The following is a 22,974-nucleotide window of genomic DNA, read 5'->3' as shown; positions in this document are numbered from 1 at the left end:
GAGGATTACCCGATGGCCGACGCCACTCTCGATCACCAACTTGGCCTGCTGGCACACCTGCGCAGCATTCTGGTCGCGCTGGGCGAGGCCGAGCAGGTTCCGGAAGAAAGCCACGCGCTGTTCATGGAGCGCTTCGACGAACTGGTCGAGCAACTGCCGCAGGACCCGATAGAAAGCCAGTACCTGGGCCAGGACATCCTGTGTCAGGTCATCCAGCGCTACCCGCAAATCGCCCACCTGGTGCCTCGCGACCTGCTGTGGTTTTTTGCCGGTGACTGCCTGCATTTCATGCCGGATGATGAAATCGAGCTGTATCAGGCGCTGGAAGAGCGCCGTTACGAAGCCGAGCAGAACGACGAACCATTTGACTGGAACCAGGAAAAGCAGCTGCTGGCCATGTCGACACAGGGCAGCAAACACTGATCACCTCTCGTTGTAACGCCTGGCCCGGAGTCTGTTCCGGGCAGGTTGCCTGTTACTCACGCCAATGCGTATCAACAGGCAACACATCGATAAATACGATCATTCCGTTCCGGGATTCGAATCAGTTAATCGAATAGACAGGCATACCATGACACTCCCTTGCGCCTGAAAAGGCCACCTGATAAGGAGTGCTCTCTTTCCATGACTCAATTTCGTAAAGTCCTGTCGATTCAGGCAGGCCAACCTGCCTCTGACGGCGCGGGAGTCAAACTGACACGCGTTTTCGGCGGACGGGGCGTGGAACAATTCGATCCATTCCTGATGATGGACGAGTTCGGGTCGGACGTGCCTGATGACTATATCGCGGGCTTTCCACCTCATCCGCACCGTGGCTTCGAAACGGTGACCTACATGCTTGAAGGCCGTATGCGTCACGAAGACCATATGGGCAATGTAGGCCTGCTGCAGGGCGGCGGCGTACAGTGGATGACCGCTGCACGCGGGATCATTCACAGCGAAATGCCTGAACAGGAAGAAGGCACCATGCGAGGTTTTCAGCTATGGCTGAACCTGCCGGGCAAGAACAAGCTGAACGACGCCAGTTATCAGGACATCCAGCCGGAAAACGTTCCTCGCCTGACCACTGAAGCCGGTGTGCAGGTGGTGGTATTGGCCGGGCATTTCGACGATGGCCAGGTTCGACAGGCCGGTGCGGTACAGCGCCCGGATACCGAGCCCTTGTACTTTGACTTCGACATGCCTGCCGGCAGTCGTATCAGCCCGCGCTTGCCCGAAGGGCATCTTGCATTGCTGTACGTGTACGAAGGCAGAATCGAAATAGAAGGCAGCGCACAGTCAGTGAGCAAGCGCCATCTTGCGCGCCTGTCTGACACAGGGGATTTGCAGATCAGCAGCACCAAGGGTGCGCGCGTCTTGTTGATTGCAGGCAAGCCCTTACGCGAGCCGATCGTGCAGTACGGGCCGTTCGTGATGAACACCCGCGAAGAGATTGACCAGGCGTTGCGTGATTTCCGGGAAGATCGTCTGACGGCGTGACAGGCTAAAGTGAGCAGATACTCTCACTCAGGTAATCAGGAAACCGTGCACCTCGCTTGAAGTGCACGGTTTCGCAACTACTGTCTCGTGACAGAGACGAGCGCGACTCAGACCAGCACCGGGTTCTGCTTGCCTGGGTCGATCTTGTAGCGTTCGATGGCCTGGGCCACGACCTTACGCTCGACCTTGCCGTCATCGGCCAGCGCCTTGAGCGCAGCCACAGCCACGAAGTAACGGTCCACCTCGAAGAAATGACGCAGCGATTCACGGGTATCGGACTGACCAAAACCATCCGTACCCAGCGCCACGAAACGACGCAGGGGTACGAATGGACGGATCTGGTCAGCGAAGATCTTCATGTAATCCGTTGCCACGACGACCGGCCCTTCCCTGTCGGCGAGACAGCTTTCAACGTAGCTCAGGCGCGGCTCCTCCTCAGGGTGCAGCAGGTTCCAGCGCTCGACGTCCTGGCCTTCACGGCGCAGCTCGGTGAGGCTGGTAACACTCCAGATTTCACTGCTAACACCAAAGTCGTCCTCCAGCAATCTGGCGGCCGCGATGACTTCCAGAAGGATCGACCCGCAGCCCATCAATTGCACGTGTTTGCCGGAGTTGACCGACGCACTGGCCTGCAATGGGTACATCCCTTTGATAATGCCGGCTTCGGCGCCCTCGGGCAGATCAGGGTGCGGGTAGTTCTCGTTGAGCAAAGTGATGTAGTAATAGATGTCCTCATTTTCGGCAAACATGCGGCGCATGCCATCTTGAATGATCACCGCCAGTTCAAAGGCAAACGTCGGGTCGTAAGACACACAGCACGGTATCGTCGACGACATCACGTGGCTGTGCCCGTCATCATGCTGCAGGCCTTCGCCCATCAGCGTGGTCCGGCCTGAGGTGGCCCCCAGCAGAAAGCCCCTGGCCCGGGCATCACCCGCCGCCCAGGCCAGATCGCCCACACGCTGGAAACCGAACATCGAATAGAAGATATAGAACGGCACGGTCATCACGCCATGGTTGGCGTAGGACGTACTGGCGGCAATCCACGAGGAAATGGCGCCGGACTCATTCAGCCCTTCCTGCATGATCTGCCCGTCGGTGCTTTCCTTGTAGTAGCTCAGTTGCCCTGCATCCTGTGGCGTGTACAGCTGACCGACATGGGAATGGATGCCGATCTGGCGGAACAGGTTCTCCATACCAAAGGTTCGCGACTCGTCCGGCACAATCGGCACGATCAACTTGCCAATGTTCGGGTCCTTGAGCAGCGTCGAGAGGATGCGCACAAAGGCCATGGTCGTCGATATACCGCGATCACCGGTGCTTTTCAGCTGGGTATCCAGCACCGAAAGCGGTGGAACCTGCAAGGTGGCCGCGTCACTGAAACGCGCCGGAATGTACCCGCCCAGCTGAGCACGGCGGGCCTTGAGGTACAGTGCTTCGGTGCTGCCCTCGGCGGGTTTCAGATAAGGCATGTCGCCCAGTTGATCATCGGTGATGTCCAGAGAGAAACGGTCGCGGAAGGCCTTGATCGCCTCTGCCCCGAGCTTCTTCAACTGGTGGTTGATGTTCTGCCCCTCGCCCGCCTCGCCCATGCCGAAACCTTTGACCGTCTTGGCCAGAATCACGGTCGGCCCGCCCTTGTGACGCATTGCGGCAGCGTAGGCGTTGTAGACTTTTTCCGGATCGTGCCCGCCCCGCGAGAGCTTCCAGATATCGTCGTCGCTCATGTCGCTGACCAGCTCCAGCAACTCAGGGTACTTGCCGAAGAAATGCTCACGCACGTAAGCGCCGTTCTGGGATTTGTAGTTCTGGTACTCGCCGTCCACGCATTCCATCATGCGCTGACGCAGCAGCCCGCTCTTGTCCTTCTCCAGCAGCGCATCCCAGCCACTGCCCCAGATGACCTTGATTACGTTCCAGCCAGCGGCGCGATACAGGCTTTCGAATTCCTGAATGACCTTGCTGTTACCACGCACCGGGCCGTCGAGACGCTGCAGGTTGCAGTTGACCACGAAGATGATGTTGTCGAGCTTTTCGCGCCCGGCCAGCGCAATGGCCGCCTGAGACTCGGGCTGGTCCATTTCGCCATCGCCGAGAAAAGCCCAGACCTTGCGCCCCTGATGCTCCTTGAGCCCGCGATTTTCCAGGTAACGCATGAAACGCGCCTGATACGCCGCCGTGATTGGCCCAAGCCCCATTGAAGCAGTAGGGAACTGCCAGAAGTCCGGCATCAGGCGCGGGTGCGGATGCGGATAGGACGAAATGCCATCGCGATCCGTTTCGCGACGGAAGTTGTCCAGTTGCTCTTCGCTCAGGCGACCTTCCAGGTACGCCCTGCCGTAAATGCCCGGCGAAGAATGGCCCTGGATGTAGACCAGATCGCCAGCGAACTGCTCGGTACGGCCACGGAAGAAGTGATCGAACCCCACGTCATAGAGCACGGCGGCAGACGCATAGGAGGCAATATGGCCGCCCACACCGGAATGCTTGCCGGCACGCAGTACCATCGCCAGGGCGTTCCAGCGGATGAACGCGTTGATACGCTTTTCAACCTGGAGGTCACCCGGATAAGGCTGCTGACGGTCGCTGGGAATGGTGTTGACGTAGGGCGTCGTGACCCGACCATAGAAATCGCCGTGTTGAGCGACATCGAAGTCCAGCAACTGATCGATCAGGTAGTGCGCGCGCGGGCGCCCTTCACTGTTGAGTACCGACTCAATCGATTCGAGCCATTCGCGGGTTTCTTGCGGATCCTCGTCAAGAAACCGGGGTTGCTGTGCCATCGTCGTCTCCTACTGTGATGCGGCAGTGGACGCCGGACAGGCGTCTGCCTTGAAAAATCTGATTGCAATTGCAACCACATGCCGGAATTTATCCCGTGCTCGGTTACTATTGCAACCCTCAAGAATTTCAGACAAAGGTGATTCATGTCGTCAGCCGAACCGGATATGTGGTTCAGATTCGTCAGGGCGCACCGCTGTCTTATTCGCGAAATCGAACGACGTCTGGCGGCGGCCGAACTGCCCCCATACGCTTGGTATGACGCGCTCTGGGGTGTGGAAAGCGGGCCTCAGGGCATGCGCCGCATGCATGAGCTGGCCGATGTCATGGCCATCGAACGCTACAACCTGACCCGCCTCATCGACCGCCTTGAAAGCGAAGGGCTGGTGGAACGCCACAGATCCGACAGCGACGGCCGGGGCGCGGTGGCAGCGATCACCGACAAGGGCCGGACACTGCGCAAACAGATGTGGCAGATCTACGAAACGGCGGTCGACGAGCTGTTTCTGGCGCAATTCGACGCCCCGCAGCGCCGCGTGTTTGCTGATGCGCTGGAGCGTGCCGCACTGGCAGCCCGACAAAGTGGCAGTAAAAGCTGACATCAGACCAGCCGATAGCGTTGCAGGGCGAGTTTCAGCGGCTCGTAGCTCAGTTGCCCGCCCTCCGCAAGCGCGGTCAGGGCCTGAACGACAATCCACTCGGGGCTGATTGCAGGCTTACCTTGCGGCGCAGCGGAATCGGCTCCCAAGGCAACAAACCGTCCGGGGACATGTTCACGCAGTTGCTCGGCCACGGCCTGCGGATAACCGGTGACCGCCACCACGGCGTCGTGCCCTTCGCCGAGGCAATCACGCAAGTGCCAGGACCGAGGGGTCTTCAAGGGATGGAAACGATTCCAGCGTCGGCCCGAGCCGGCATCGCGCGCCAGTCGGGTATAGCTGGGGCAGCTCCAGACTTCGCAATCGACATTCCAGTGCTCCTTGAGCAGGCTGGCCGCCTGACGTACTGACCGCAGGGCCAGGCCCGCACCCAACAGGCGCACGCGACGGCCGTCGTTGCCGGAAACGACATCGCCAACCCGATACATACCTTGCACAGCCGCCGCAGCCTGCGTCTCGCTCAACGCGCTGACCTGATCATTGGATTCGTCATGCAACGCCATGTAATAAAAACCGGCCCGGCCTTCAACATACAGACTGTGCAAAGCGTGCAGCGTGATCGCCCGCGCCTCCGCAGCATCCGCAGGGTCGTAAGGCTGACACTTGCTGTTTGAAAGGAGCCACAACGGCAGCCACGGATGAGCGCCCTTGGGCCAGCGAGATGGCAACGTCTCGATGTCGTTGCAGAAAATTCCACGTTGGGATGACTCCGATGCCAGCGCGCTCAGTTCGGCCGAGGTTTCGCTGCTGATCATGTAGATCAGAGGCAATTCGACCTTGCCGGCCTGTGCAGCAAATCGCAAAGGCCAGGCGCTGGCGAGCACGCCCTCCTGTTCGCAGGCCATGTGCTTGCTGGCTCGCACCACGGATATACGCCGCGAGGTAGACGGGTCTCGGGTCAGACGCTCGACGATGTCGGCCATCGCAAACAGGGGTGAACAGCACCCGCGCAGCGCAAGCCCCGCAGCCGCTTGAATCTTTTCCATGCAAGCCAGCGCTGCAACCCGGGTTTGCGGCGCCAACTGGTGGCCATTTGCGCTGTTCATCACTACTCCTTGCTGTCGGACAAGCGTCCTTGCACCTTAATGGAACGAAGAATATGATTGCAATCGCAACAAAATCCCATCCGGTGTGCGTGATCGCAGTGCAGGGCCCAACGCCCAAACACGCGTGCGCTCGTATGCAAATGCTTCGACGAGCGCACTTTTTTACAGCCTTGACCGGTGTTCAAAATCAAAAGACACAGGTAGTCCATGTTTTCATGTACTACTTAAATTACACATGCGGATAATGAGTACAGCCAGGCCGAGAACAAAACAATAAACAAGGTATTACATGGAGGTTCGTACCGTGAAAGCCCAACTTGACTGCCCACCGTTGAAGATAAACGGGGCCCCTGCCCCTCTCCGTCAACTGATCGAAGACTTTGAAAACGATCTGCACCACATTGGCGATTTCACTTATGCCTACTTTTCCACGCCCAAGACGCGTAATGTCAAACCCGTCATTTCGTCCAATTACCCCGACTCCTGGCTGAAATCTTATGTAGCCTCAAACTATCACCTCATTGACCCCATCATCAAACATGCCTGGCATAGCATTACGCCATTCTTCTGGAGAGAGGCCCGCAATGCTGTTCAGGGCGTCGAAACCGACGATTTCCTGAAGCGGTCAGCCAAATATCAGCTCTCCTCGGGGGCCACTTTCACCCTGCACGATGCCAGTGGGCTTTTTGCCGCACTGAGTCTTTGCAATGCCCGGCAGCAGAACGATTTCGATCAGCGAATCCGCGAAAAAGCCGCCGATATCCAGATGAGCCTCATCCGCTTCCATGACCGGTTGATCAAGACCCGAGCGCCCCATGAACTCTTTCCGCAGCCCGCCCAGTGCAAGTTGTCCACCCGCGAGACAGGTGTGTTGAAATGGATGGCGATGGGCAAGTCGTACAGCGAAATCGCTGAAATATTTTCCATCTCGGAACGCACTGTGAAGTTTCACATGTCCAATGTCTCCAGCAAGCTCGAAGTGCGCACTGCCAAGCAGGCGGTCTACAAAGCCATCAACATGGGCATGGTCTGATTCAGGCAGCGCTATGCATGCAGGCTTGCGGTGCGGAGCCTGATACGCCAAGCGCTATCGGCCAACGCAGCAGGTCATCCGTGACAGGCTGTCTGAAGGCAATATTCTCGAGCAGCCGCTGATGGTTGTCGGCCGTCACCGGCATCTCGAGCAACAGCACTGTCTCGCCTGGCGATGCTTCACCGGTCGACAGCACATGGTGCTCCCATCCAGACTTGCGCACGATCCGCGCCATTGCCTTGCTGACCACCGTGATGATCGATTGCAAATCGGACAACGCAGCATGGTTGTGCATGGAGAACAGCAGCATTTCGGTCAGTGGTGCGTGCAGAATACCCAACGAGCGTGCCCGAGCCGTGTCGACAAAGAACCTGCTCGACTCCGCCATGGCGGCATTTTTGGGCGCAGCGCAGTCAAAAAAACTGCGGAATGGGCCTTCCAGCATGTAGGGATCACAGGTGTTGATCAGCCTTAGCCCGGCCAGCGGAACCCCCTTCCAGCTTCCGACAAGGTAAGTGGTAGTGGCATTGTCGTATTCATCAAATTCAAATGCGTGACTCACACGAACTTTCCATTCAAGACGATCTGAAAAAATCTTCTTGCGCATGGAATACAGTGTTTCCAGCAACGTAACGGGCATCGTCGTGTAACTGGCTAACTGAAACTCAAACCCGCTCGACATTATAAACTCCACTTCGCACAACCAGTGTCAAGCATCGCGTATTTCAAAGGGTAAATCTACTGTACCTAAGAACAGGTCAATACCTTGAAATATAACCTTCTGTTATTTGCACTTAGGTACAGTGTTATTTCAGCCAAAAATAAGGAAATCTGCTTCGGCGCTCTGGATATCCAGGACGGCTGCACCCCAAACAATAATGACTCCATAGGGATAATGGTATGAACAGTCTATATGCCGGTATCGACACCTTGAACGCGGTTCCAGTTCTGGACGATATTACCCAACACGAAATCTCTGCCCTGAAAACCCGTTTCAACCTGGCCGATGCACACACTCATCAGGATCAGAGCGACACTCAGCGCATGATCGTCGCCAGCCTGCCCGAGCTGTGGTATCAGGCGCAGAACCAGACCCAATACCAGAGTGAGCAGGCCTTCATTCATGCCTTTTTCACCTTCCATGGTCAGCACCATGCGCTGAAACGCCACGACGAAATCTATCTCGTCTACGCAGCGTCCATCGCCATGCACATTACCGCGACCTACCTGCGCAAACAGAACATGAGTGTCGGGCTGATCGAGCCTTGCTTCGACAACCTGCACGATCTCTTGAAACACATGGAAGTGCCTATGTCGGCACTCGATGAAAGCCTGTTCACCTCATCGACCGAGGTGTACGCAAACTTGCAGAAAGCGGCCATCGGGCTGGATGCGATCTTTCTGGTCGACCCCAATAACCCGACCGGTTCCAGCCTGTTTGCCGGCGGACCGGATACGTTCGTCGAAGTGGCCAGATACTGCCGCGATTACAACAAACTGCTGATACTCGATTTCTGTTTCGCCTCGTTCTTCAAGGCGGCCGGTCGGGAACGCGTGGACGCCTACGCGATTCTCGACGATATCGGCACGCAATACCTGGTCATGGAAGACACTGGCAAGACCTGGCCGCTACAAGACACCAAATGCGCCACCCTCATGGCCAGCCAGGACATCAACGCCGATATCTATAGCATCGTCACCAGCGTCCTTTTGAACGTCTCGCCATTCATCCTCAATGTGGTTACCCGCTACATCGAGGACAGCAACGACGATGACTTCAACTCCGTGCGCTCGGTGCTGGACGTCAACCGCCGCATGGCCCGGGCGAGTCTTGAAGGCAGGGTTTTGAAGTATGTGGAGCCGATGATCGACACCAGCGTGGCGTGGTTCGAGATTCTGCCCACTGGCATTAACGCCGATGAGTTGCAGGCTTATCTGTTGCAATGGGACGTGTACGTACTGCCGGGCAAATATTTCTACTGGAGCCAGCCCGAAAAAGGCCAGCGTTACATACGTCTGGCGCTGGCACGCAAGCCGGAAGAATTTGCGGCCGCCGTTCAGGTCATCGCAAGGGCCCTGGAGAACTTCCATGTCTGACTTCGACCTGCCAATGATCGACGCAACAGTGTTCATGGGCATGCACCACGCCGATCCCGGCGTGCGTGAAAAATCCCTGGGTTTGTTTTCCCGGTTCTATGAAAGCAGCGTGCAGATGAGTTTCGCCCAGATAGGCATTTGCGACGCCATTATCTGGAAGAAAAGCCGCGCCTTGCAGGACGTGTACTACCCGTTCATGGATGTACTGCACACTGACATGGCCATCCAGCGCCAGGGTTGTAGCGAACACATACTCCAGCGCGCCGCGACGGACACACTGCTCAAAGGCCTGCCCGTCGAAAAGAAACTGCTGGCGGCGCAGGTACTGGAGCAGGAAATCCCGTTTTATACCCATGATCCAGAGCTGCTGCGCCTGCACGTCCTGCAGCCTTTCCTGCAGCCGTTCGAAAGCCAAGTCAGACAGCCTGCGTTCCCGGAGATGTTGCAACGTCTCTATGACCAGTCGAGTGCCATGGTGATCCGCAACGAGGACTTTGAACATGTCTGGTAAAACCATTCTGGTGCCGCTGGTAACGCCCCTGAACGAACAGGCGCAGGTCTGCGAAACCAGTCTTGAACGTCTTTTGAGCAGCCTCGCAGCCCACGTCGACGGCTACATTCCATGCCTGACCTCCGGAGAAGGCTGGCGGCTGTCGCGCCAGCAATGGCTAAAGATGCTGGAGCTGACCCTACGCCATGCGGGCGACAAGCTGGTCATCGCCGGGATTGAGCGCAGTTCGACGCAGGAGGTACTGGACTTTGCCCTGATGGCTCAGGATGCCGGCGCGCAAGCGGTGATGTTCACCTCGCCGTTTACACCCGGTATCAGTCAGCAGGTGATCATCGATCATTACCAGACCATTCATGACGCGACCCGTCTGGATATCTTCATGTACAACGAGGCCGCCCTGTCAGGCAACGAGAAGACCTTCACCACCCTCGAGGCCATCGCGCAGTTACCCAGGGTGATTGGCCTCAAGGACTCGCCATCCATGTCTCGCTCGCAGGATCAGGTGGATGCCATTCGGCAACAGGGCGTCGACTACTTTATCGGTTGGGAAATGCAGCTGGCTGGCGAACTGGAGTCAGACGGCAATGTGGTGTCCCTCGCCAACCTGGAACCGCGGCTCTGTCGGCAAGCGGCTGCCCGCCAACAGCCAGCGCTCAGTCAGGAAATCGCGACGCTCAATGAACGGTATCTGCTGAGTGCGTCCGACTGGTACGCCCAGGTCAAGCGCGAGCTTAAAGCCCGTGGCGTGATCGATAGCGACCGGGTTATGACCGAGGAGGCTGCTTAATGGAAAACATGCAAAAGCAACTGTTTCTGGCCAATCGTGCACTTATCGAAAAACTCGTACCTATCCCACAGGAGCTTCTGACATTCGAGCAGCGCTGGATCGACGACGCCATCGAACGCAGCATGACCGCGGATGTTCCTGGTGATCTTGCTGGTCTGCGCAGGATGCTGGCCGAACTGGTCGAGCTGGAGAGCAGCGAAGTGCCGCCCAGCGCGCAGTATGTCGGCAGCGACATGACGCTCGACGAGTTCCGGATTCTGGTTCAGGAGTTTGCGCTGGATGGTCTGACCGAAGCGCAGGTTTTCTATCATCTGATGCCCAGGCTCAGCCTGCCCGCGCAAATGCCCATGCTGCGCATGATGATCGACGAGTTTGGCTCGGGAAACCTCAAGCGCTCGCATACCACGCTGTATCAGGACCTGCTGCGCGAACTGGACATGCCGCTGGACCTGCAATTCTATGTGGAGGCCAACTCCAGTGCCGGTTTCACCTTTCCCAACATGTTCTGCTGGCTGGCCATGCGCGCGGATGATCCATCATGGTTTGCCGGGGTCATTACCTACTTCGAGACCGTGGTGCCGTTCTTTTTCGAGTGTTACACCAAGCTCTGCGAGCGATTGCAGATCCAGGCTCATACCTACTACTCCGAACACGTTCATATCGACGTTTTCCATGCCATCGAGGGGCAGCGCCTGCTCAAGGCCATGGACGTCAGCGGTGATCTGGACCCGGTGAAAGCCTGGCGAGGCATCTGCATGGGGCGCGAGATCACCAATCTGGCATTCGACCTGGCCGTAGAGAAAGCTCGTCGAGTCAAGCACTTCAACAAGGAGGCCAACCTTGAACGAGCCTGCTGAGTTTCGTCGTCCCGACACGTTCACCGTGCATATCGGCCAGGAGCAATACCTGGTACCGAGTAGTTGCCCGCATCGTGAGGGGTGGCTGGAGCATGGAGTGGTCAACGAGAAACGCCGATCCATTACCTGTCCCCTGCACTTCTCGGTGTTCAGCCTCGAAACCGGAGAGCAATTGAGCGGCCCGCCTTGTGGCAACCTGCAGGTTCGGCGACTGAGGTAGAAGCGCGTCCCACGGCAGGATTCGCTCCTGCCGTGGAGGCGTCATGTGAGGCGCAGGAACCTTTTCAATTCCGCACCTTGGGCAATCGCATCGTGTCGGCCCAATTCGATCAGTTCGCTGCAATAACCCGATTCGAACAACAGATAGCTCAGGACACTGGCGCCACTGCTTTTGGTCGCGCCCGGCCCGCGCAGGAACGTGCGCAATGCAGGCGGAAGTTCACGGCGGTGCCGGGCAGCGATTTCGTCCAGCGGGCGGCTTGGGGAAATCACCAGCACTTCCACCGGCTCCATACCCGGCTGCCTGATCTGATCGCAAGGCAGCAACGCGCTGGCCATGTTCAAGCGCTCCAGCAACTCGATATCGCTTTCCAGATTATCGATGAAGGTGCTGTTGAGCATGTGGCCGCTGATCTGCGCCAGACTTGGCTGTATGCCGATTGGCGCACGCGGTGCCGGCCTTTCGGTTTTCAGCCCGCGCGGATTGCCACTCACGCCTACGACCAGAACACGATTGGCACCCAGGTGCAGTGCCGGACTGATCGGTGCCGACTGACGCACGGCGCCGTCACCAAAGTATTCCTGATCCAGCATTACGGGGGCGAACAGCAAGGGAATGGCTGAACTGGCAAGCAGGTGATCCACGGTCAGTTGAGTCGGGCGGCCGATACGTCGATGACGCAGCCAGGGCTCGATGGTGCCGCGGCCCTGATAGAACGTGACTGCCTGCCCTGATTCATAGCCAAAGGCTGTTACCGCCACGGCGCGCAGGTGATGGGCATCGATGGCGGCCTCGATCCCGGACAGGTCCAGCCGCTCATTGAGCAGTTCACGCAGAGGCGAGCTGTTGAGTAAGGCAACCGGGATATTTCGCCCGAAGCCCATCAGGCTGCGGCCAAAAAAACGGCTGGCCTGATGAATCACACCAGACCAGTCGCTGCGCAGCACCTGATGGCTGCGGAACGACTGCCAGAACTCGGTCAACTGGTGAATGGCAATGCGAAAGTGCAGCGCGCCGCTGGCCAGTTTCACCGCGTTGATTGCCCCGGCTGACGTACCGACAATGACCGGAAAGGGATTGGGAGAACCGGGCGGCAGCAAGTCGGCAATGCCTGCAAGTACGCCAACCTGATACGCAGCACGCGCACCGCCACCTGACAAAATAAGCCCGGTCACGGGCTCGACTTCGGTTACAGCCTGGGTCACTACTGCGGTATCTGGCATCTACAACTGGCCTCGATGGTCAACGACGCTTTTTTATCTACGTTTGTTATATAGCTTCGGTTCGCCAGCCGGTCGACTCTTGAAGCGCCGATGCGCCCAAAGATACTGTTCCGGGCATTCAGTGATAGCACTTTCTACCCATTGATTGATACGCAAGCAATCGGCTTCGTCGCTTTCACCCGGAAAATCCTGCAGCGGTGGGTGAATCACCAGCCTGTAACCGCTGCCGTCAGCCAGACGCTGCTGAGTGAACGGCACCACTTGAGCACGGCCCAGACGCGCAAATTTGCTGGTAGCGGTCACGGTCGCGGCCTGAATGCCGAACAGCGGCACAAAGATGCTCTGTTTAGCGCCATAGTCCTGATCCGGTGCATACCAGATGGCCCGGCCGGCACGCAGCAACTTGAGCATGCCGCGCACGTCATCGCGCTCGACAGCCAGCGAATCAAGGTTGTGCCGCTCGCGTCCGCGACGCTGGACGAAATCGAACAGTGGGCTCTTGTGTTCGCGGTACATGCCGTCGATGGTGTGTTGCTGGCCCAGCAGTGCCGCACCGATCTCCAGCGTGGTGAAGTGCAGCGCCATCAGAATCACGCCCTCGCCTTTCTCCTGAGCATTCTGCAGGTGCTCGAGCCCTTCGATATGGGCAAGTCTGGCCAGACGTTTTTTCGACCACCACCAGCTCATGGCCATCTCGAAGAAGGCGATCCCGGTGGAGGCGAAGTTTTCCTTGAGCAGACGCTTGCGCTCGGCGGCGGACAAATGAGGAAAACACAGCTCAAGATTGCGTGACGCGATATTTTTTCGATCAGTGGCCACTCGGTACATGACCGCACCCAATGCCCGACCGATGGCCAGCAGGGCGCGAAACGGCAACTGGACAACCAGCCATAAAAGCCCCAGCCCCAGCCACAACGGCCAGAAACGGGGGTGAAGGAAACTGGCTTTAAAGCGCGGGCGATCCATTTGGGCTTCCGTCAGAACAAAGGCCGCGCATTCTACAACGGTTCTACCTGCTTGCGGCTCGCGGGCGTTCTCGCTATAAGTCTCGGCACTTTTAGCGACAAGCTGTTGTGTATATCAACCATGAGCCAGATTGAATCGCAAAACCCGGAACCTGTATTTCAGCTCAAGGGCAGCATGCTCGCCATCACTGTGATGGAGCTGGCCCGGACCAACCTTGAAGCGCTCGACAGGCAACTGGCGGCGAAAGTGGCACAAGCCCCCAACTTCTTCAGCAATACGCCGTTGATCCTGGCTCTGGACAAACTCGCGCCGAACGAAGGCCCGGTGGATCTCCCCGGGCTGGTGCGTATCTGTCGCCAGCACGGTCTGCGCACCCTGGCGATCCGTGCCAACCGCATCGAAGACATCGCTGCAGCCATTGCCGTTGATCTTCCGGTGCTGCCGCCGTCCGGCGCACGTGAGCGCGTAATCGACCCGATTGAAGTCGAAGCGCCGAAAAAGATCCCGGAAAAACCACCCGAACCGCTCATCAAGCCGACCCGCGTGATAACCGCTCCGGTGCGCGGCGGTCAGCAGATTTATGCCCAGGGCGGCGATCTGGTTGTGGTTGCGCCGGTCAGTCCCGGTGCGGAACTTCTGGCCGATGGAAACATCCATGTGTACGGCCCAATGCGCGGCAGGGCACTGGCGGGAATAAAAGGCGACACGAAAGCACGAATCTTCTGTCAGCAGTTGAGTGCAGAGCTGATTTCGATTGCCGGGCAATACAAGGTTTCCGAGGACTTGCGCAGGGACCCTCTATGGGGCTCGCCGGTCCAGGTCAGCCTGTCAGGTGATGTGTTGAACATCATTCGTCTTTAACGGATACTGCCGCAATTTTCAAAGTATCTCTGATTCGTCGCGAAACCGTCGTGAAGGCGGCAGGAAGTTCTGACAAGCACTGCTTTTCAGCGGGTATATGAGTTGAAAGTAATAGCTTAACGCTACCTTTCCGGAATCAGACCCCAGAATTGACACAATGCTTCGACGGGCGCGGCGCCAGGAGATGCTCTTCAGGGACTTAATGTCCTTTTCCTCTAGGGGTGATACACCTTGGCCAAGATTCTCGTTGTTACATCCGGCAAGGGTGGTGTGGGCAAGACCACCACCAGCGCCGCTATCGGTACCGGTCTCGCATTGCGTGGTCACAAGACAGTCATCGTCGACTTCGACGTCGGCCTGCGTAACCTCGACCTGATCATGGGTTGCGAGCGTCGGGTCGTGTATGACTTCGTCAACGTGGTCAATGGCGAAGCCAACCTGCAACAGGCGCTGATCAAGGACAAGAAGATCGAAGGCCTGTACGTGCTGGCTGCCAGCCAGACCCGTGACAAGGAAGCACTGACCAAGGAGGGCGTTGAAAAAGTCCTCATGGAGCTGAAGGAATCGTTCGAATACATCGTCTGCGATTCGCCGGCAGGTATCGAGACCGGTGCTCACCTGGCCATGTATTTCGCCGATGAAGCGATCGTCGTGACCAACCCCGAAGTATCCTCTGTACGTGACTCCGACCGTATGCTGGGCCTGCTGGCCAGCAAATCACGTCGTGCCGAACGCGGCGAAGACCCGATCAAGGAACACCTGCTGCTGACTCGCTACAACCCTGAGCGTGTCAGCAAGGGCGAAATGCTTGGTGTGGAAGACGTCAAGGAAATCCTTGCTGTTACCCTGCTCGGCGTGATCCCCGAATCCCAGGCTGTCCTGAAAGCCTCCAACCAGGGCGTGCCGGTCATCCTCGATGACCAGAGCGATGCTGGCCAGGCCTACAGCGATGCCGTTGACCGCCTGCTGGGCAAAGACCGGGAACATCGCTTCCTGGATGTGCAGAAGAAAGGATTCTTTGAACGTCTGTTCGGGGGTAATTAATGAATATTTTTGACTTCTTTCGTGACCGCAAAAAAGAAAGCACGGCCTCGGTAGCGAAAGAGCGTCTGCAGATCATCGTTGCGCACGAACGCGGCCAGCGCAGTACCCCGGACTACCTTCCTGCACTGCAGAAAGAGCTGGTGGAAGTGATCCGTAAATACGTCAATATCGAGTCCGATCAAGTTCAGGTTGCTTTGGAAAGCCAAGGCAGCTGCTCGATTCTGGAACTCAATATCACCCTGCCAGATCGCTGATCAGGCAGTCGCTTGCGGCGGTATCGGCGCACTTCTCAGGAAGCTGCGCCCTTACCGCCGTTGGCGTTTCTAGCGTTTCGAGGCCGTTGCATGCCGTTGTCGAACATCCGCATCATTTATCAGGACGCAGCCGTTCTGGTAATCGATAAGCCTACCCTGCTGCTTTCCGTCCCCGGCCGCGCCGATGACAACAAGGATTGCCTGATTACCCGCCTGCAGGAAAACGGCTTCCCCGAAGCCCGCATCGTCCATCGTCTGGACTGGGAAACGTCGGGCATCATCCTGCTGGCCCGCGATCCCGACACGCACCGCGAGCTGTCGCGGCAGTTTCATGATCGCGAAACCGAAAAAGCCTACACCGCACTGTGCTGGGGCCAGCCGTCGCTGGACAGCGGCAGTATCGACCTGCCGCTACGCTACGACCCGCCTACCAAGCCCCGGCATGTGGTGGATCACCAGGGTGGCAAACACGCGCTGACATTCTGGAAAGTCGTCGAACGTCACGACACCTACTGTCGGGTCGAACTTACCCCTATTACCGGCCGCTCGCACCAACTGCGGGTGCACATGCTGTCGATCGGTCATCCGCTGTTGGGCGATGGTCTGTATGCCCACCCCGAAGCGCTGGCGGCGTACCCGCGCCTGTGCCTGCATGCCAGCATGTTGAGCTTTACCCATCCGGGCACCGGCGAGCGGTTGACCTTCGAGTGCCCCGCGCCTTTCTGATCTGAATGACACGCTGGCTATCGTGCAGATGCTCCGCGTCATACAGCTGCTCTGACTATCGTTCCCACGCTCCGCGTGGCAATGCCGTTCGTGACGCTCCGCGTCACACAGCGGTTCTGCGACTTCAGGTGGATTTAGGGTCGACTCAGGTCACCTTTTCGCCCCTCGGCGAGTTACTTTGATGGGGCCAAAGTAACCAAAGCCCCCCGCTCCTGTTTCCGGCCCGACTTCGTCGGGTTCCTTCGCCCTGTCACTGATCCGGGGGTCGCCGCAACGGGCCATCCATGGCCCGGTGCGGCTAGCCTGGCGTCCTGCCAGGCTACCCCCGGATCAGCGCCAGGACTCAGCCGTCACTAACGTCGCACTCTGCGTCGTCAGTGCCACCGCGGTTGAAAAGCGCTTTTACTCTCGGCGCTGTGCGTCAGCTTAGACTATCGTGCCTGCGCTCCGCGTAGGCATGCAGTTCGTTACGCTTCGCGTCACACAGCGGTTCTGCGACTTCAGGTGGATTGGCGTTCGGCTCAAGTTACCTTTTTGCCTCTCGGCGACTCACTTTGAGGGACCAAAGCGAGCAAGGCCCTTGGCTCCGGTTTCCGGCTCAACTTCGTCAGGCCCTTCGCGGTCGAAAAGCGTTTCTGTGGCAGCGGCAACGACTGAGCCAATGGGGTAAACTCGCGCCATTGCTGTCTGGAGCTATTTATGCGCGCAGAGTTGAACAACGGCCTCATCGATTTTCTGAAGGCTTCTCCCACCCCGTTCCACGCCACCGCCACCCTCGTGCAACACTTCGAAGCTGCGGGTTTTCAGCGGCTGGATGAACGTGATACCTGGGCAATAGAAACTGGAGGTCGTTACTTCGTCACCCGTAATGACTCCTCTATCGTCGCCTTCCGCATGGGCCGTCAGTCGCCACTCACCGGCGGGATTCGCATGGTTGGCGCACACACGGACAGCCCGTGCCTGCGGGTCAAACCGCAACCGGAACTGCAACGCCAGGGCTTCTGGCAACTGGGCGTCGAAGTCTACGGCGGCGCGCTGCTGGCACCGTGGTTTGACCGTGATCTGTCGCTGGCAGGTCGCGTCACCTTCCGCCGCGATGGCAAGGTTGAAAGTCAGTTAATCGACTTCAAGCTGCCGATTGCCGTGATTCCCAATCTGGCCATACACTTGAACCGCACTGCCAATGAAGGTTGGGCGATCAATGCGCAAAACGAACTGCCGCCAATCCTCGCACAAGTGGCTGGCGACGAACGCGCGGACTTCCGTGCACTTCTGACTGATCAACTGGCCCGCGAACACGGGCTGAATGCAGACGTGGTGCTCGATTACGAGCTGAGCTTCTATGACACACAGAGTGCCGCCGTTGTCGGCCTCAATGGGGACTTCCTGGCAGGCGCACGCCTGGACAACCTGCTGTCGTGTTATGCCGGGATGCAAGCGCTGCTGAACAGCGAAAGTGACGAAACCGCTCTGCTGGTATGCACCGATCATGAAGAAGTCGGTTCGTCGTCGACCTGTGGCGCAGACGGCGCAATGCTTGAGCAGATCGTCCAGCGCCTGCTGCCGAGCAGCGAAGACTACGTACGAACCATTCAGAAATCGCTGCTGATATCGGCCGACAACGCTCACGGCATACACCCCAACTACGCCGAAAAACATGACGCCAATCATGGTCCCAAGCTCAACGCCGGGCCGGTGATCAAGGTCAACAGTAACCAGCGCTACGCCACAAACAGTGAAACAGCCGGTTTCTTCCGCCATCTGTGCATGGCTGAAGAAGTACCGGTGCAGAGTTTCGTGGTGCGCAGCGACATGGCCTGCGGCTCGACTATCGGGCCAATCACCGCCAGCCATTTGGGGATTCGCACGGTAGACATCGGCCTGCCGACGTTCGCCATGCATTCGATTCGCGAGCTGGCTGGCAGTCATGATCTGGCGCATCTGGTCAAAGTATTGAGCGCGTTCTATGCCAGCCACGAGCTGCCATAACGCCTGCAATGATTGATTCTCGTGGGGGCGGCGTGCTGCTCCCGCGTAACAGTTCTGACGCCCGGTCGAATACCCTGATTGAAAAAATAAAGTTTCGCGGCTTACACATAAAAAACAACGCAGGTTTTATCGGTTTTACCCCTGGCACCTTTGTGCCGTACACCGTTGATTCGTTTATAAAGGGACATCATGTCCCGAACCGCATCGACGTACCCTGTCGATGATTCAGTACGAATAACCCGGTTACGTGACTCAGGTATCGTCCTCGTCGGTTTTATTGACGATATCGTCATCGTCGTTCACGTAATACGGAATGTCGGCTTCGACACCGTTCTCTCCCGTCCTGGCCACCAATTGTCTGTACCGCTTACCGTCCCAGAGCCTGAAAACAAGCGTGGAGTCTTCTCCTGCCGATAACGTGGAACCTTCACTGCCAATAAGTTTGCTGCGAGCGCCTGCTGTCAACACACTGTTCTTTCCAGCGGTCAGTCTGCTTTGGTCTCCCGCCATCAACGTGCAGTCATGTCCGCCGGTCAACTTGCTTCTGTCTCCAGCGGTGAGGTAACTGTTGTTACCGGCCAGTAGTTTACTGCGGTCTCCCGCCGTCTGATTACTGTCTGCACCGGCGATAAGTCTGCTGCGGTCACCTGCCAGCTGTACGCTGCCTGCACCGGCTATCAGCGTGCTGCGAAAACCTGCGGTCTGCGAACTGCCCTTGCCGGCGATAAGCATGCTTTTGTGTCCGGCCACCTGAATACTTTCATGGCCCGCAATCAACGAGCTGCCATAACTTGCAATCTGGTTACTGCCGTAGCCCGCAGTCAATGTGCTGCGAATGCCCGATGTGAGACTGCTGCCATAACCGGCAATCAACACACTGCGAAGTCCGGCGATCAACGTACTGCCATAGCCTGCCGTCAGAAAACTTCGGATTCCGCTGGTCAGGGAACTGCCATAACCGGCGATCAATGAGCTGTCCTGCCCGGCTGTTGCCGTACTGCCATACCCCGCCGTCAGTGAACTTCCATGCTCGGCAGTCTGGGTACTGCCATAACCTGCCGTGAGCGTACTTTTATAGCCTGCCGTCTGCGTACTGCCATAGCCCGCGATCAGCGAACTCTCATAGCCGGCGGTAGAGGTACTTCCGTAGCCGGTGGTGAGCAAGCTTTTTTCCTGCGCGGTTTGCGTACTGCCATAACCGGCTGTCAACGTGCTCTCGTAACCTGCCGTCTGCGTGCTGCCGTAACCCGCGATCAGCGAACTTGCATAACCTGCGGTGGAAGTGCTTCCGTAGCCTGTAACCAGGTCACTGCGTTCCTGCGCCGTTTGCGTACTGCCATAACCCGCAGTCAATGTGCTCTCGTAACCTGCCGTCTGCGTACTGCCGTAACCCGCAATCAGCGAACTTGCATAGCCCGCAGTGGAAGTACTTCCGTAACCAGTGGTCAGCGAGCTGCTGTCCTGTGCGGTTTGCGTACTGCCGTAACCGGCGGTCAACGTGCTCTCGTAGCCTGCCGTCTGCGTACTGCCATAGCCAGCAATCAGGGAGCTTGCGTAACCCGCAGTCGACGTGCTTCCGTAACCTGTGACCAGGTCACTGCGTTCCTGTGCCGTCTGGGTACTCCCATAACCGGCAGTCAATATGCTTTTGAAACTCGCCGTTTGGGTGCTTCCATATCCGGCGATAAGCGAACTGTTTGAGCCTGCCGTTGAAGTGCTGCCATAACCTGCGACCAGGTCACTGTACTCTCTGGCCGTCTGATTACTCCCATAACCGGCGGTCAGCATGCTTCTGTAACTCGCGGTCTGGGTGCTGCCATACCCTGCGATCAGCGAACTGCCCGAACCTGCTGTTCCAGTACTGCCATAGCCCGCGATCAGGTCGCTACCGTCCCTGGCAGTCTGAGTGCTTCCGTAGCCAGCGGTCAGAATACTTTTGTGGCCTGCTGTCTGCGTACTTCCATAGCCCGCAATGATGAAGCTCTCATGACCCGCGGTGCCCGTGCTTCCATAGCCTGCTGTCAGGTTACTGTCAGCGCCGGCCGTTTGCGTGCTGCCGTAACCGGCAATCAGAGAACTGTCAGAGCCTGCTGTGCCGGTGCTACCGTATCCAGCGGTCAGGTTGCTGCCCTCCTGCGCAGTCTGCGTACTGCCGTAGCCTGCCGTCAGTGCGCTGTCCCCTCCTGACGTTTGCGTACTGCCGTATCCGGCGGTCAGGTTGCTGCCCTCCTGCGCAGTCTGCGTACTGCCGTAGCCTGCCGTCAGTGCGCTGTCACTTCCTGATGTCTGGGTGCTGCCATATCCGGCGATCAATGAGCTATCCGCGCCTGCCGTGCCGGTGCTGCCGTACCCAGCGGTCAGATCACTATGGCTTCCCGCCGTTTCGGTGCTGCCGTAACCCGCGACAAGCTGGCTGTGGCTGTCACCAATCAACGTGCTGCCGTAGGTCGCTGTCTGCAGCGTCTGCGTGGTGACGGCGGGAAGATTACCCTCCGCGCCGACAGCGGCACTCACTGATGCCACGTCAAATACTTCATGACTGACAACAAGCTCGCCACTGGCCGGACGAACCTCGACAGCCGCAGGGGGACTTGTCGATGAGTAACTGGCCCGGTGCATCAAGAGGTAATGTGCAGCACTGCTTTTGTCACCGACATGAACGACTTGCGCCCGCTGGAATTTCACCATTCCGCTCTCGGACAACGCAATGAGGTCGGCAACGGCCACTTCACAGACAACCCATCGCGCATCGGCATGAACACTCAAAAAGGCGCTGGTTCCAACACCCCACAATAAACCTGCCAGTCAATTTTCATGTGCTTTTGTGGGTTGCCAGTGCCTGCACTCAACGGTCCCTGAGACAGGCCACACCAAACCACAGTGATCGGCCATGTTATTTGCACATGTCCGTAATACCAACGCTTTTTCGAGATTCATTACAGCGCCCTCATAGATCCTTTAAATGAAAGTAGCCGCACTCATCAATTCACACGTTAACGGCCAGCTACGATATCAACCTTCACATCCCACACACGAAACTGCGCCAGGTAATCCACTTACCGACCACGCGCAATGACGCTCTAAAAACGTATCACACCCAAATAATAAATATTAATCAATACGGATTTTTACTATTTATTTTCGACAACCGGAATAAAAAAACCTTAACTTTTTCACCTCAAAAACTTTTTAAATTACGCTCACCCCTTTGCAGCTTAAAGTTATTTTCTGATTAAATTTTTAAATAAGCCGGACGTCTGCGCGCATGTACTCGACCTGAGCGCCCCGCACAGCCAAGGTTTTCAATGAAGAGGAAGGTCACGTCTTACTGGCTGGCACCCGCAACTAACAACGCGCTGAATACACCGATATTAATTTACTGAAACTTGCCGCATGCCCGGAGTTTTTGAAGAGCCGCACTCAACTACAACTTGCCACGCACATTGGCGCGCACATGAATAGCATCATGACGCCAGTATTCAAGATCGCAATCAATCAGTCGATCACGCTGGTCATAGTTTATTCTTGCAATACGCAGGCCGGGGCTGCCCAGGGAAACCTTCAAGGCGGCTGCAGCGTCGGCATGCAGTGCCGTGGGGACCATATCGAAACGTACTTGTCCGTAATGCAGGTCATAACAGCGGGCATAAAGCTCGGTGAGTGACTCGTTCAGGTCGTGATCGAGGATGCCGGGGAATAATTCCGGCCTCAGGTAATGCTCGACATAGAGCACCAGCCGCTGATCGATACGCCGGGCGCGGCAGATCTGGATCACGCTCGACAGCGCAGGCAGTTCGAGCATTTCGCAGATCATCGCCGAAGCCGGTTGCAGACGTGCCGACAGCAGCTGAGTGTGAGCCACTCTTCCCTGCGCGCAGACCATTGCGTGAAAATGGCTGCGCCGAATCAAGTCATACGCCAGTCGTGGCGGGGAAATGAACCAGCCGCGACGCTCTTCACGGTAAATAATCCCTTGCGCCTCCAGTTGCACGAGGGCCTCACGCAACGTGATACGGGTGGTAGCAAACACCTCGCTAAGCTTGCGTTCCGCAGGCAGCTTGCTGCCATGCGGCAACAAGCCATGTTCGATCTGCTCCTGCAGAGCACTGCAAATCGTTGTTACCGCCCGTGGCACATCTTCGCGCATTCCGGTATCCGTCTGGACTAGACCAGCTCTATTGCGGGGCACACATCAGTGCAACCGACGCCATTAACTCCATTGCTTCAAGCCTAGGCCGGGCACATGACCATTCTGTGACATGACAAAACACGATACATGCCAACTGCTCCGAAAAAAGGCCTTTAGCCGTTGAAAAGCAAGCACGATCCCATGGTCTACGCTTAGCGCCAGGCACTGCCGAACCACGTTAAAAACAGCTTCTGGCACTGAACACGACACGAAAATGTCATGCAAAAAGCCTAACTTGGCTCAGGTATTGCT

21 protein-coding genes are annotated in these 22,974 nt (G+C 57.4%); 14 read left to right on the top strand and 7 right to left on the bottom strand.

Translation table 11 applies throughout. The features are described 5' to 3' along the window. The first annotated feature begins 12 nt into the window (after positions 1–12). On the top strand, positions 13–423 hold the full coding sequence (locus AC4ANE_RS09325; protein WP_004657828.1) for a PA2817 family protein: 411 nt from the start codon (positions 13–15) through the stop codon (positions 421–423). Between the two features lie 201 nt (positions 424–624). Continuing rightward, positions 625–1,479, top strand: coding sequence for a pirin family protein (locus AC4ANE_RS09320; protein WP_002552668.1), 855 nt, complete (start codon positions 625–627; stop codon positions 1,477–1,479). Between the two features lie 107 nt (positions 1,480–1,586). On the opposite strand, the gene aceE is transcribed toward AC4ANE_RS09320, so the two are convergent. Beyond that, positions 1,587–4,262 (bottom strand): pyruvate dehydrogenase (acetyl-transferring), homodimeric type, encoded by a 2,676-nt coding sequence (gene aceE, locus AC4ANE_RS09315; protein WP_460408863.1) that lies wholly within the window; start codon positions 4,260–4,262, stop codon positions 1,587–1,589. 144 nt (positions 4,263–4,406) lie between these two features. On the opposite strand from aceE, the gene AC4ANE_RS09310 reads away from it, so the two are divergent. Next, positions 4,407–4,859, top strand: a complete 453-nt coding sequence (locus AC4ANE_RS09310) for a MarR family winged helix-turn-helix transcriptional regulator (protein WP_002552666.1) — start codon at positions 4,407–4,409, stop codon at positions 4,857–4,859. Between the two features lie 2 nt (positions 4,860–4,861). On the opposite strand, the gene AC4ANE_RS09305 is transcribed toward AC4ANE_RS09310, so the two are convergent. Beyond that, positions 4,862–5,965 carry a transketolase-like TK C-terminal-containing protein gene (locus AC4ANE_RS09305; protein ID WP_002552665.1) on the bottom strand — a complete coding sequence of 368 codons (1,104 nt, stop codon included), beginning with the start codon at positions 5,963–5,965 and terminating at the stop codon, positions 4,862–4,864. A 289-nt stretch (positions 5,966–6,254) separates the two neighbouring features. Between AC4ANE_RS09305 and AC4ANE_RS09300 the strand changes: the two genes are divergently transcribed. Beyond that, the gene (locus AC4ANE_RS09300) at positions 6,255–6,998 is read left to right on the top strand and encodes a helix-turn-helix transcriptional regulator (RefSeq protein ID WP_002552664.1); all 744 of its coding nucleotides are present in this window, start codon (positions 6,255–6,257) and stop codon (positions 6,996–6,998) included. Position 6,999: 1 nt separating this feature from the next. Here AC4ANE_RS09300 and AC4ANE_RS09295 read toward each other — a convergent pair whose 3' ends face one another. After that, positions 7,000–7,680 carry an acyl-homoserine-lactone synthase gene (locus tag AC4ANE_RS09295; RefSeq protein ID WP_002552663.1) on the bottom strand — a complete coding sequence of 227 codons (681 nt, stop codon included), beginning with the start codon at positions 7,678–7,680 and terminating at the stop codon, positions 7,000–7,002. A 218-nt stretch (positions 7,681–7,898) separates the two neighbouring features. Here AC4ANE_RS09295 and AC4ANE_RS09290 point away from each other — a divergent pair, with 218 nt between their 5' ends. The 5 genes from AC4ANE_RS09290 to AC4ANE_RS09270 are packed head-to-tail and all read left to right on the top strand — an operon-like array spanning position 7,899 to position 11,470. Further along, positions 7,899–9,095: an aminotransferase class I/II-fold pyridoxal phosphate-dependent enzyme gene (locus AC4ANE_RS09290; RefSeq protein WP_002552662.1), complete on the top strand. Its 1,197-nt coding sequence runs from the start codon at positions 7,899–7,901 to the stop codon at positions 9,093–9,095. Beyond that, positions 9,088–9,606 (top strand): DUF6190 family protein, encoded by a 519-nt coding sequence (locus AC4ANE_RS09285; protein ID WP_002552661.1) that lies wholly within the window; start codon positions 9,088–9,090, stop codon positions 9,604–9,606. The genes AC4ANE_RS09290 and AC4ANE_RS09285 overlap by 8 nt, the downstream gene beginning before the upstream one ends. After that, positions 9,596–10,393 carry a dihydrodipicolinate synthase family protein gene (locus tag AC4ANE_RS09280; protein ID WP_002552660.1) on the top strand — a complete coding sequence of 266 codons (798 nt, stop codon included), beginning with the start codon at positions 9,596–9,598 and terminating at the stop codon, positions 10,391–10,393. Before AC4ANE_RS09285 ends, AC4ANE_RS09280 begins: the two co-directional genes overlap by 11 nt. Continuing rightward, positions 10,393–11,250 carry an iron-containing redox enzyme family protein gene (locus tag AC4ANE_RS09275; RefSeq protein ID WP_002552659.1) on the top strand — a complete coding sequence of 286 codons (858 nt, stop codon included), beginning with the start codon at positions 10,393–10,395 and terminating at the stop codon, positions 11,248–11,250. Before AC4ANE_RS09280 ends, AC4ANE_RS09275 begins: the two co-directional genes overlap by 1 nt. Further along, positions 11,234–11,470 carry a Rieske (2Fe-2S) protein gene (locus tag AC4ANE_RS09270; protein ID WP_002552658.1) on the top strand — a complete coding sequence of 79 codons (237 nt, stop codon included), beginning with the start codon at positions 11,234–11,236 and terminating at the stop codon, positions 11,468–11,470. The genes AC4ANE_RS09275 and AC4ANE_RS09270 overlap by 17 nt, the downstream gene beginning before the upstream one ends. Positions 11,471–11,511: 41 nt before the next feature. Here AC4ANE_RS09270 and AC4ANE_RS09265 read toward each other — a convergent pair whose 3' ends face one another. Next, positions 11,512–12,693 (bottom strand): patatin-like phospholipase family protein, encoded by a 1,182-nt coding sequence (locus AC4ANE_RS09265; protein WP_002552657.1) that lies wholly within the window; start codon positions 12,691–12,693, stop codon positions 11,512–11,514. A 33-nt stretch (positions 12,694–12,726) separates the two neighbouring features. Beyond that, complete coding sequence (locus tag AC4ANE_RS09260) at positions 12,727–13,659, bottom strand: lipid A biosynthesis lauroyl acyltransferase (protein WP_002552656.1); 933 nt, start codon at positions 13,657–13,659, stop codon at positions 12,727–12,729. Between the two features lie 120 nt (positions 13,660–13,779). Here AC4ANE_RS09260 and minC point away from each other — a divergent pair, with 120 nt between their 5' ends. The 5 genes from minC to AC4ANE_RS09235 all read left to right on the top strand — a co-directional run bounded on the left by minC (position 13,780) and on the right by AC4ANE_RS09235 (position 18,533). Next, entirely contained in the window at positions 13,780–14,520 is a 741-nt protein-coding gene (gene minC, locus AC4ANE_RS09255; protein WP_002552655.1) for a septum site-determining protein MinC, read from the top strand. 231 nt (positions 14,521–14,751) lie between these two features. Further along, entirely contained in the window at positions 14,752–15,564 is an 813-nt protein-coding gene (gene minD, locus AC4ANE_RS09250) for a septum site-determining protein MinD (RefSeq protein ID WP_002552654.1), read from the top strand. Then, positions 15,564–15,818 carry a cell division topological specificity factor MinE gene (minE, locus tag AC4ANE_RS09245; RefSeq protein ID WP_002552653.1) on the top strand — a complete coding sequence of 85 codons (255 nt, stop codon included), beginning with the start codon at positions 15,564–15,566 and terminating at the stop codon, positions 15,816–15,818. The genes minD and minE overlap by 1 nt, the downstream gene beginning before the upstream one ends. A gap of 90 nt (positions 15,819–15,908) precedes the next feature. Continuing rightward, positions 15,909–16,544: an RluA family pseudouridine synthase gene (locus tag AC4ANE_RS09240; protein ID WP_002552652.1), complete on the top strand. Its 636-nt coding sequence runs from the start codon at positions 15,909–15,911 to the stop codon at positions 16,542–16,544. Positions 16,545–17,243: 699 nt separating this feature from the next. Further along, complete coding sequence (locus tag AC4ANE_RS09235; protein WP_002552650.1) at positions 17,244–18,533, top strand: M18 family aminopeptidase; 1,290 nt, start codon at positions 17,244–17,246, stop codon at positions 18,531–18,533. A 252-nt stretch (positions 18,534–18,785) separates the two neighbouring features. On the opposite strand, the gene AC4ANE_RS09230 is transcribed toward AC4ANE_RS09235, so the two are convergent. Together AC4ANE_RS09230 and AC4ANE_RS09225 are read right to left on the bottom strand one after the other, a co-directional pair. Beyond that, positions 18,786–21,299, bottom strand: coding sequence for a beta strand repeat-containing protein (locus tag AC4ANE_RS09230; RefSeq protein WP_460408861.1), 2,514 nt, complete (start codon positions 21,297–21,299; stop codon positions 18,786–18,788). A gap of 658 nt (positions 21,300–21,957) precedes the next feature. Next, the gene (locus AC4ANE_RS09225; RefSeq protein WP_002552648.1) at positions 21,958–22,680 is read right to left on the bottom strand and encodes a UTRA domain-containing protein; all 723 of its coding nucleotides are present in this window, start codon (positions 22,678–22,680) and stop codon (positions 21,958–21,960) included. Positions 22,681–22,974: the final 294 nt, after the last annotated feature.

It is taken from the genome of Pseudomonas sp. Pme6b (assembly GCF_058129925.1).
This window is presented reverse-complemented; position numbering and strand designations above follow the sequence as displayed.

Excerpts from the sequence above, each read along its gene's own strand:
- AC4ANE_RS09325 (WP_004657828.1), top strand. The coding sequence starts at position 13 with ATGGCCGACGCCACTCTCGATCACCAACTTGGCCTGCTGGCACACCTG.
- AC4ANE_RS09320 (WP_002552668.1), top strand. The coding sequence starts at position 625 with ATGACTCAATTTCGTAAAGTCCTGTCGATTCAGGCAGGCCAACCTGCC.
- aceE (WP_460408863.1), bottom strand. The coding sequence starts at position 4,262 with ATGGCACAGCAACCCCGGTTTCTTGACGAGGATCCGCAAGAAACCCGC.
- AC4ANE_RS09310 (WP_002552666.1), top strand. The coding sequence starts at position 4,407 with ATGTCGTCAGCCGAACCGGATATGTGGTTCAGATTCGTCAGGGCGCAC.
- AC4ANE_RS09305 (WP_002552665.1), bottom strand. The coding sequence starts at position 5,965 with ATGAACAGCGCAAATGGCCACCAGTTGGCGCCGCAAACCCGGGTTGCA.
- AC4ANE_RS09300 (WP_002552664.1), top strand. The coding sequence starts at position 6,255 with ATGGAGGTTCGTACCGTGAAAGCCCAACTTGACTGCCCACCGTTGAAG.
- AC4ANE_RS09295 (WP_002552663.1), bottom strand. The coding sequence starts at position 7,680 with ATGTCGAGCGGGTTTGAGTTTCAGTTAGCCAGTTACACGACGATGCCC.
- AC4ANE_RS09290 (WP_002552662.1), top strand. The coding sequence starts at position 7,899 with ATGAACAGTCTATATGCCGGTATCGACACCTTGAACGCGGTTCCAGTT.
- AC4ANE_RS09285 (WP_002552661.1), top strand. The coding sequence starts at position 9,088 with ATGTCTGACTTCGACCTGCCAATGATCGACGCAACAGTGTTCATGGGC.
- AC4ANE_RS09280 (WP_002552660.1), top strand. The coding sequence starts at position 9,596 with ATGTCTGGTAAAACCATTCTGGTGCCGCTGGTAACGCCCCTGAACGAA.
- AC4ANE_RS09275 (WP_002552659.1), top strand. The coding sequence starts at position 10,393 with ATGGAAAACATGCAAAAGCAACTGTTTCTGGCCAATCGTGCACTTATC.
- AC4ANE_RS09265 (WP_002552657.1), bottom strand. The coding sequence starts at position 12,693 with ATGCCAGATACCGCAGTAGTGACCCAGGCTGTAACCGAAGTCGAGCCC.
- AC4ANE_RS09260 (WP_002552656.1), bottom strand. The coding sequence starts at position 13,659 with ATGGATCGCCCGCGCTTTAAAGCCAGTTTCCTTCACCCCCGTTTCTGG.
- minC (WP_002552655.1), top strand. The coding sequence starts at position 13,780 with ATGAGCCAGATTGAATCGCAAAACCCGGAACCTGTATTTCAGCTCAAG.
- minE (WP_002552653.1), top strand. The coding sequence starts at position 15,564 with ATGAATATTTTTGACTTCTTTCGTGACCGCAAAAAAGAAAGCACGGCC.
- AC4ANE_RS09240 (WP_002552652.1), top strand. The coding sequence starts at position 15,909 with ATGCCGTTGTCGAACATCCGCATCATTTATCAGGACGCAGCCGTTCTG.
- AC4ANE_RS09235 (WP_002552650.1), top strand. The coding sequence starts at position 17,244 with ATGCGCGCAGAGTTGAACAACGGCCTCATCGATTTTCTGAAGGCTTCT.
- AC4ANE_RS09225 (WP_002552648.1), bottom strand. The coding sequence starts at position 22,680 with ATGCGCGAAGATGTGCCACGGGCGGTAACAACGATTTGCAGTGCTCTG.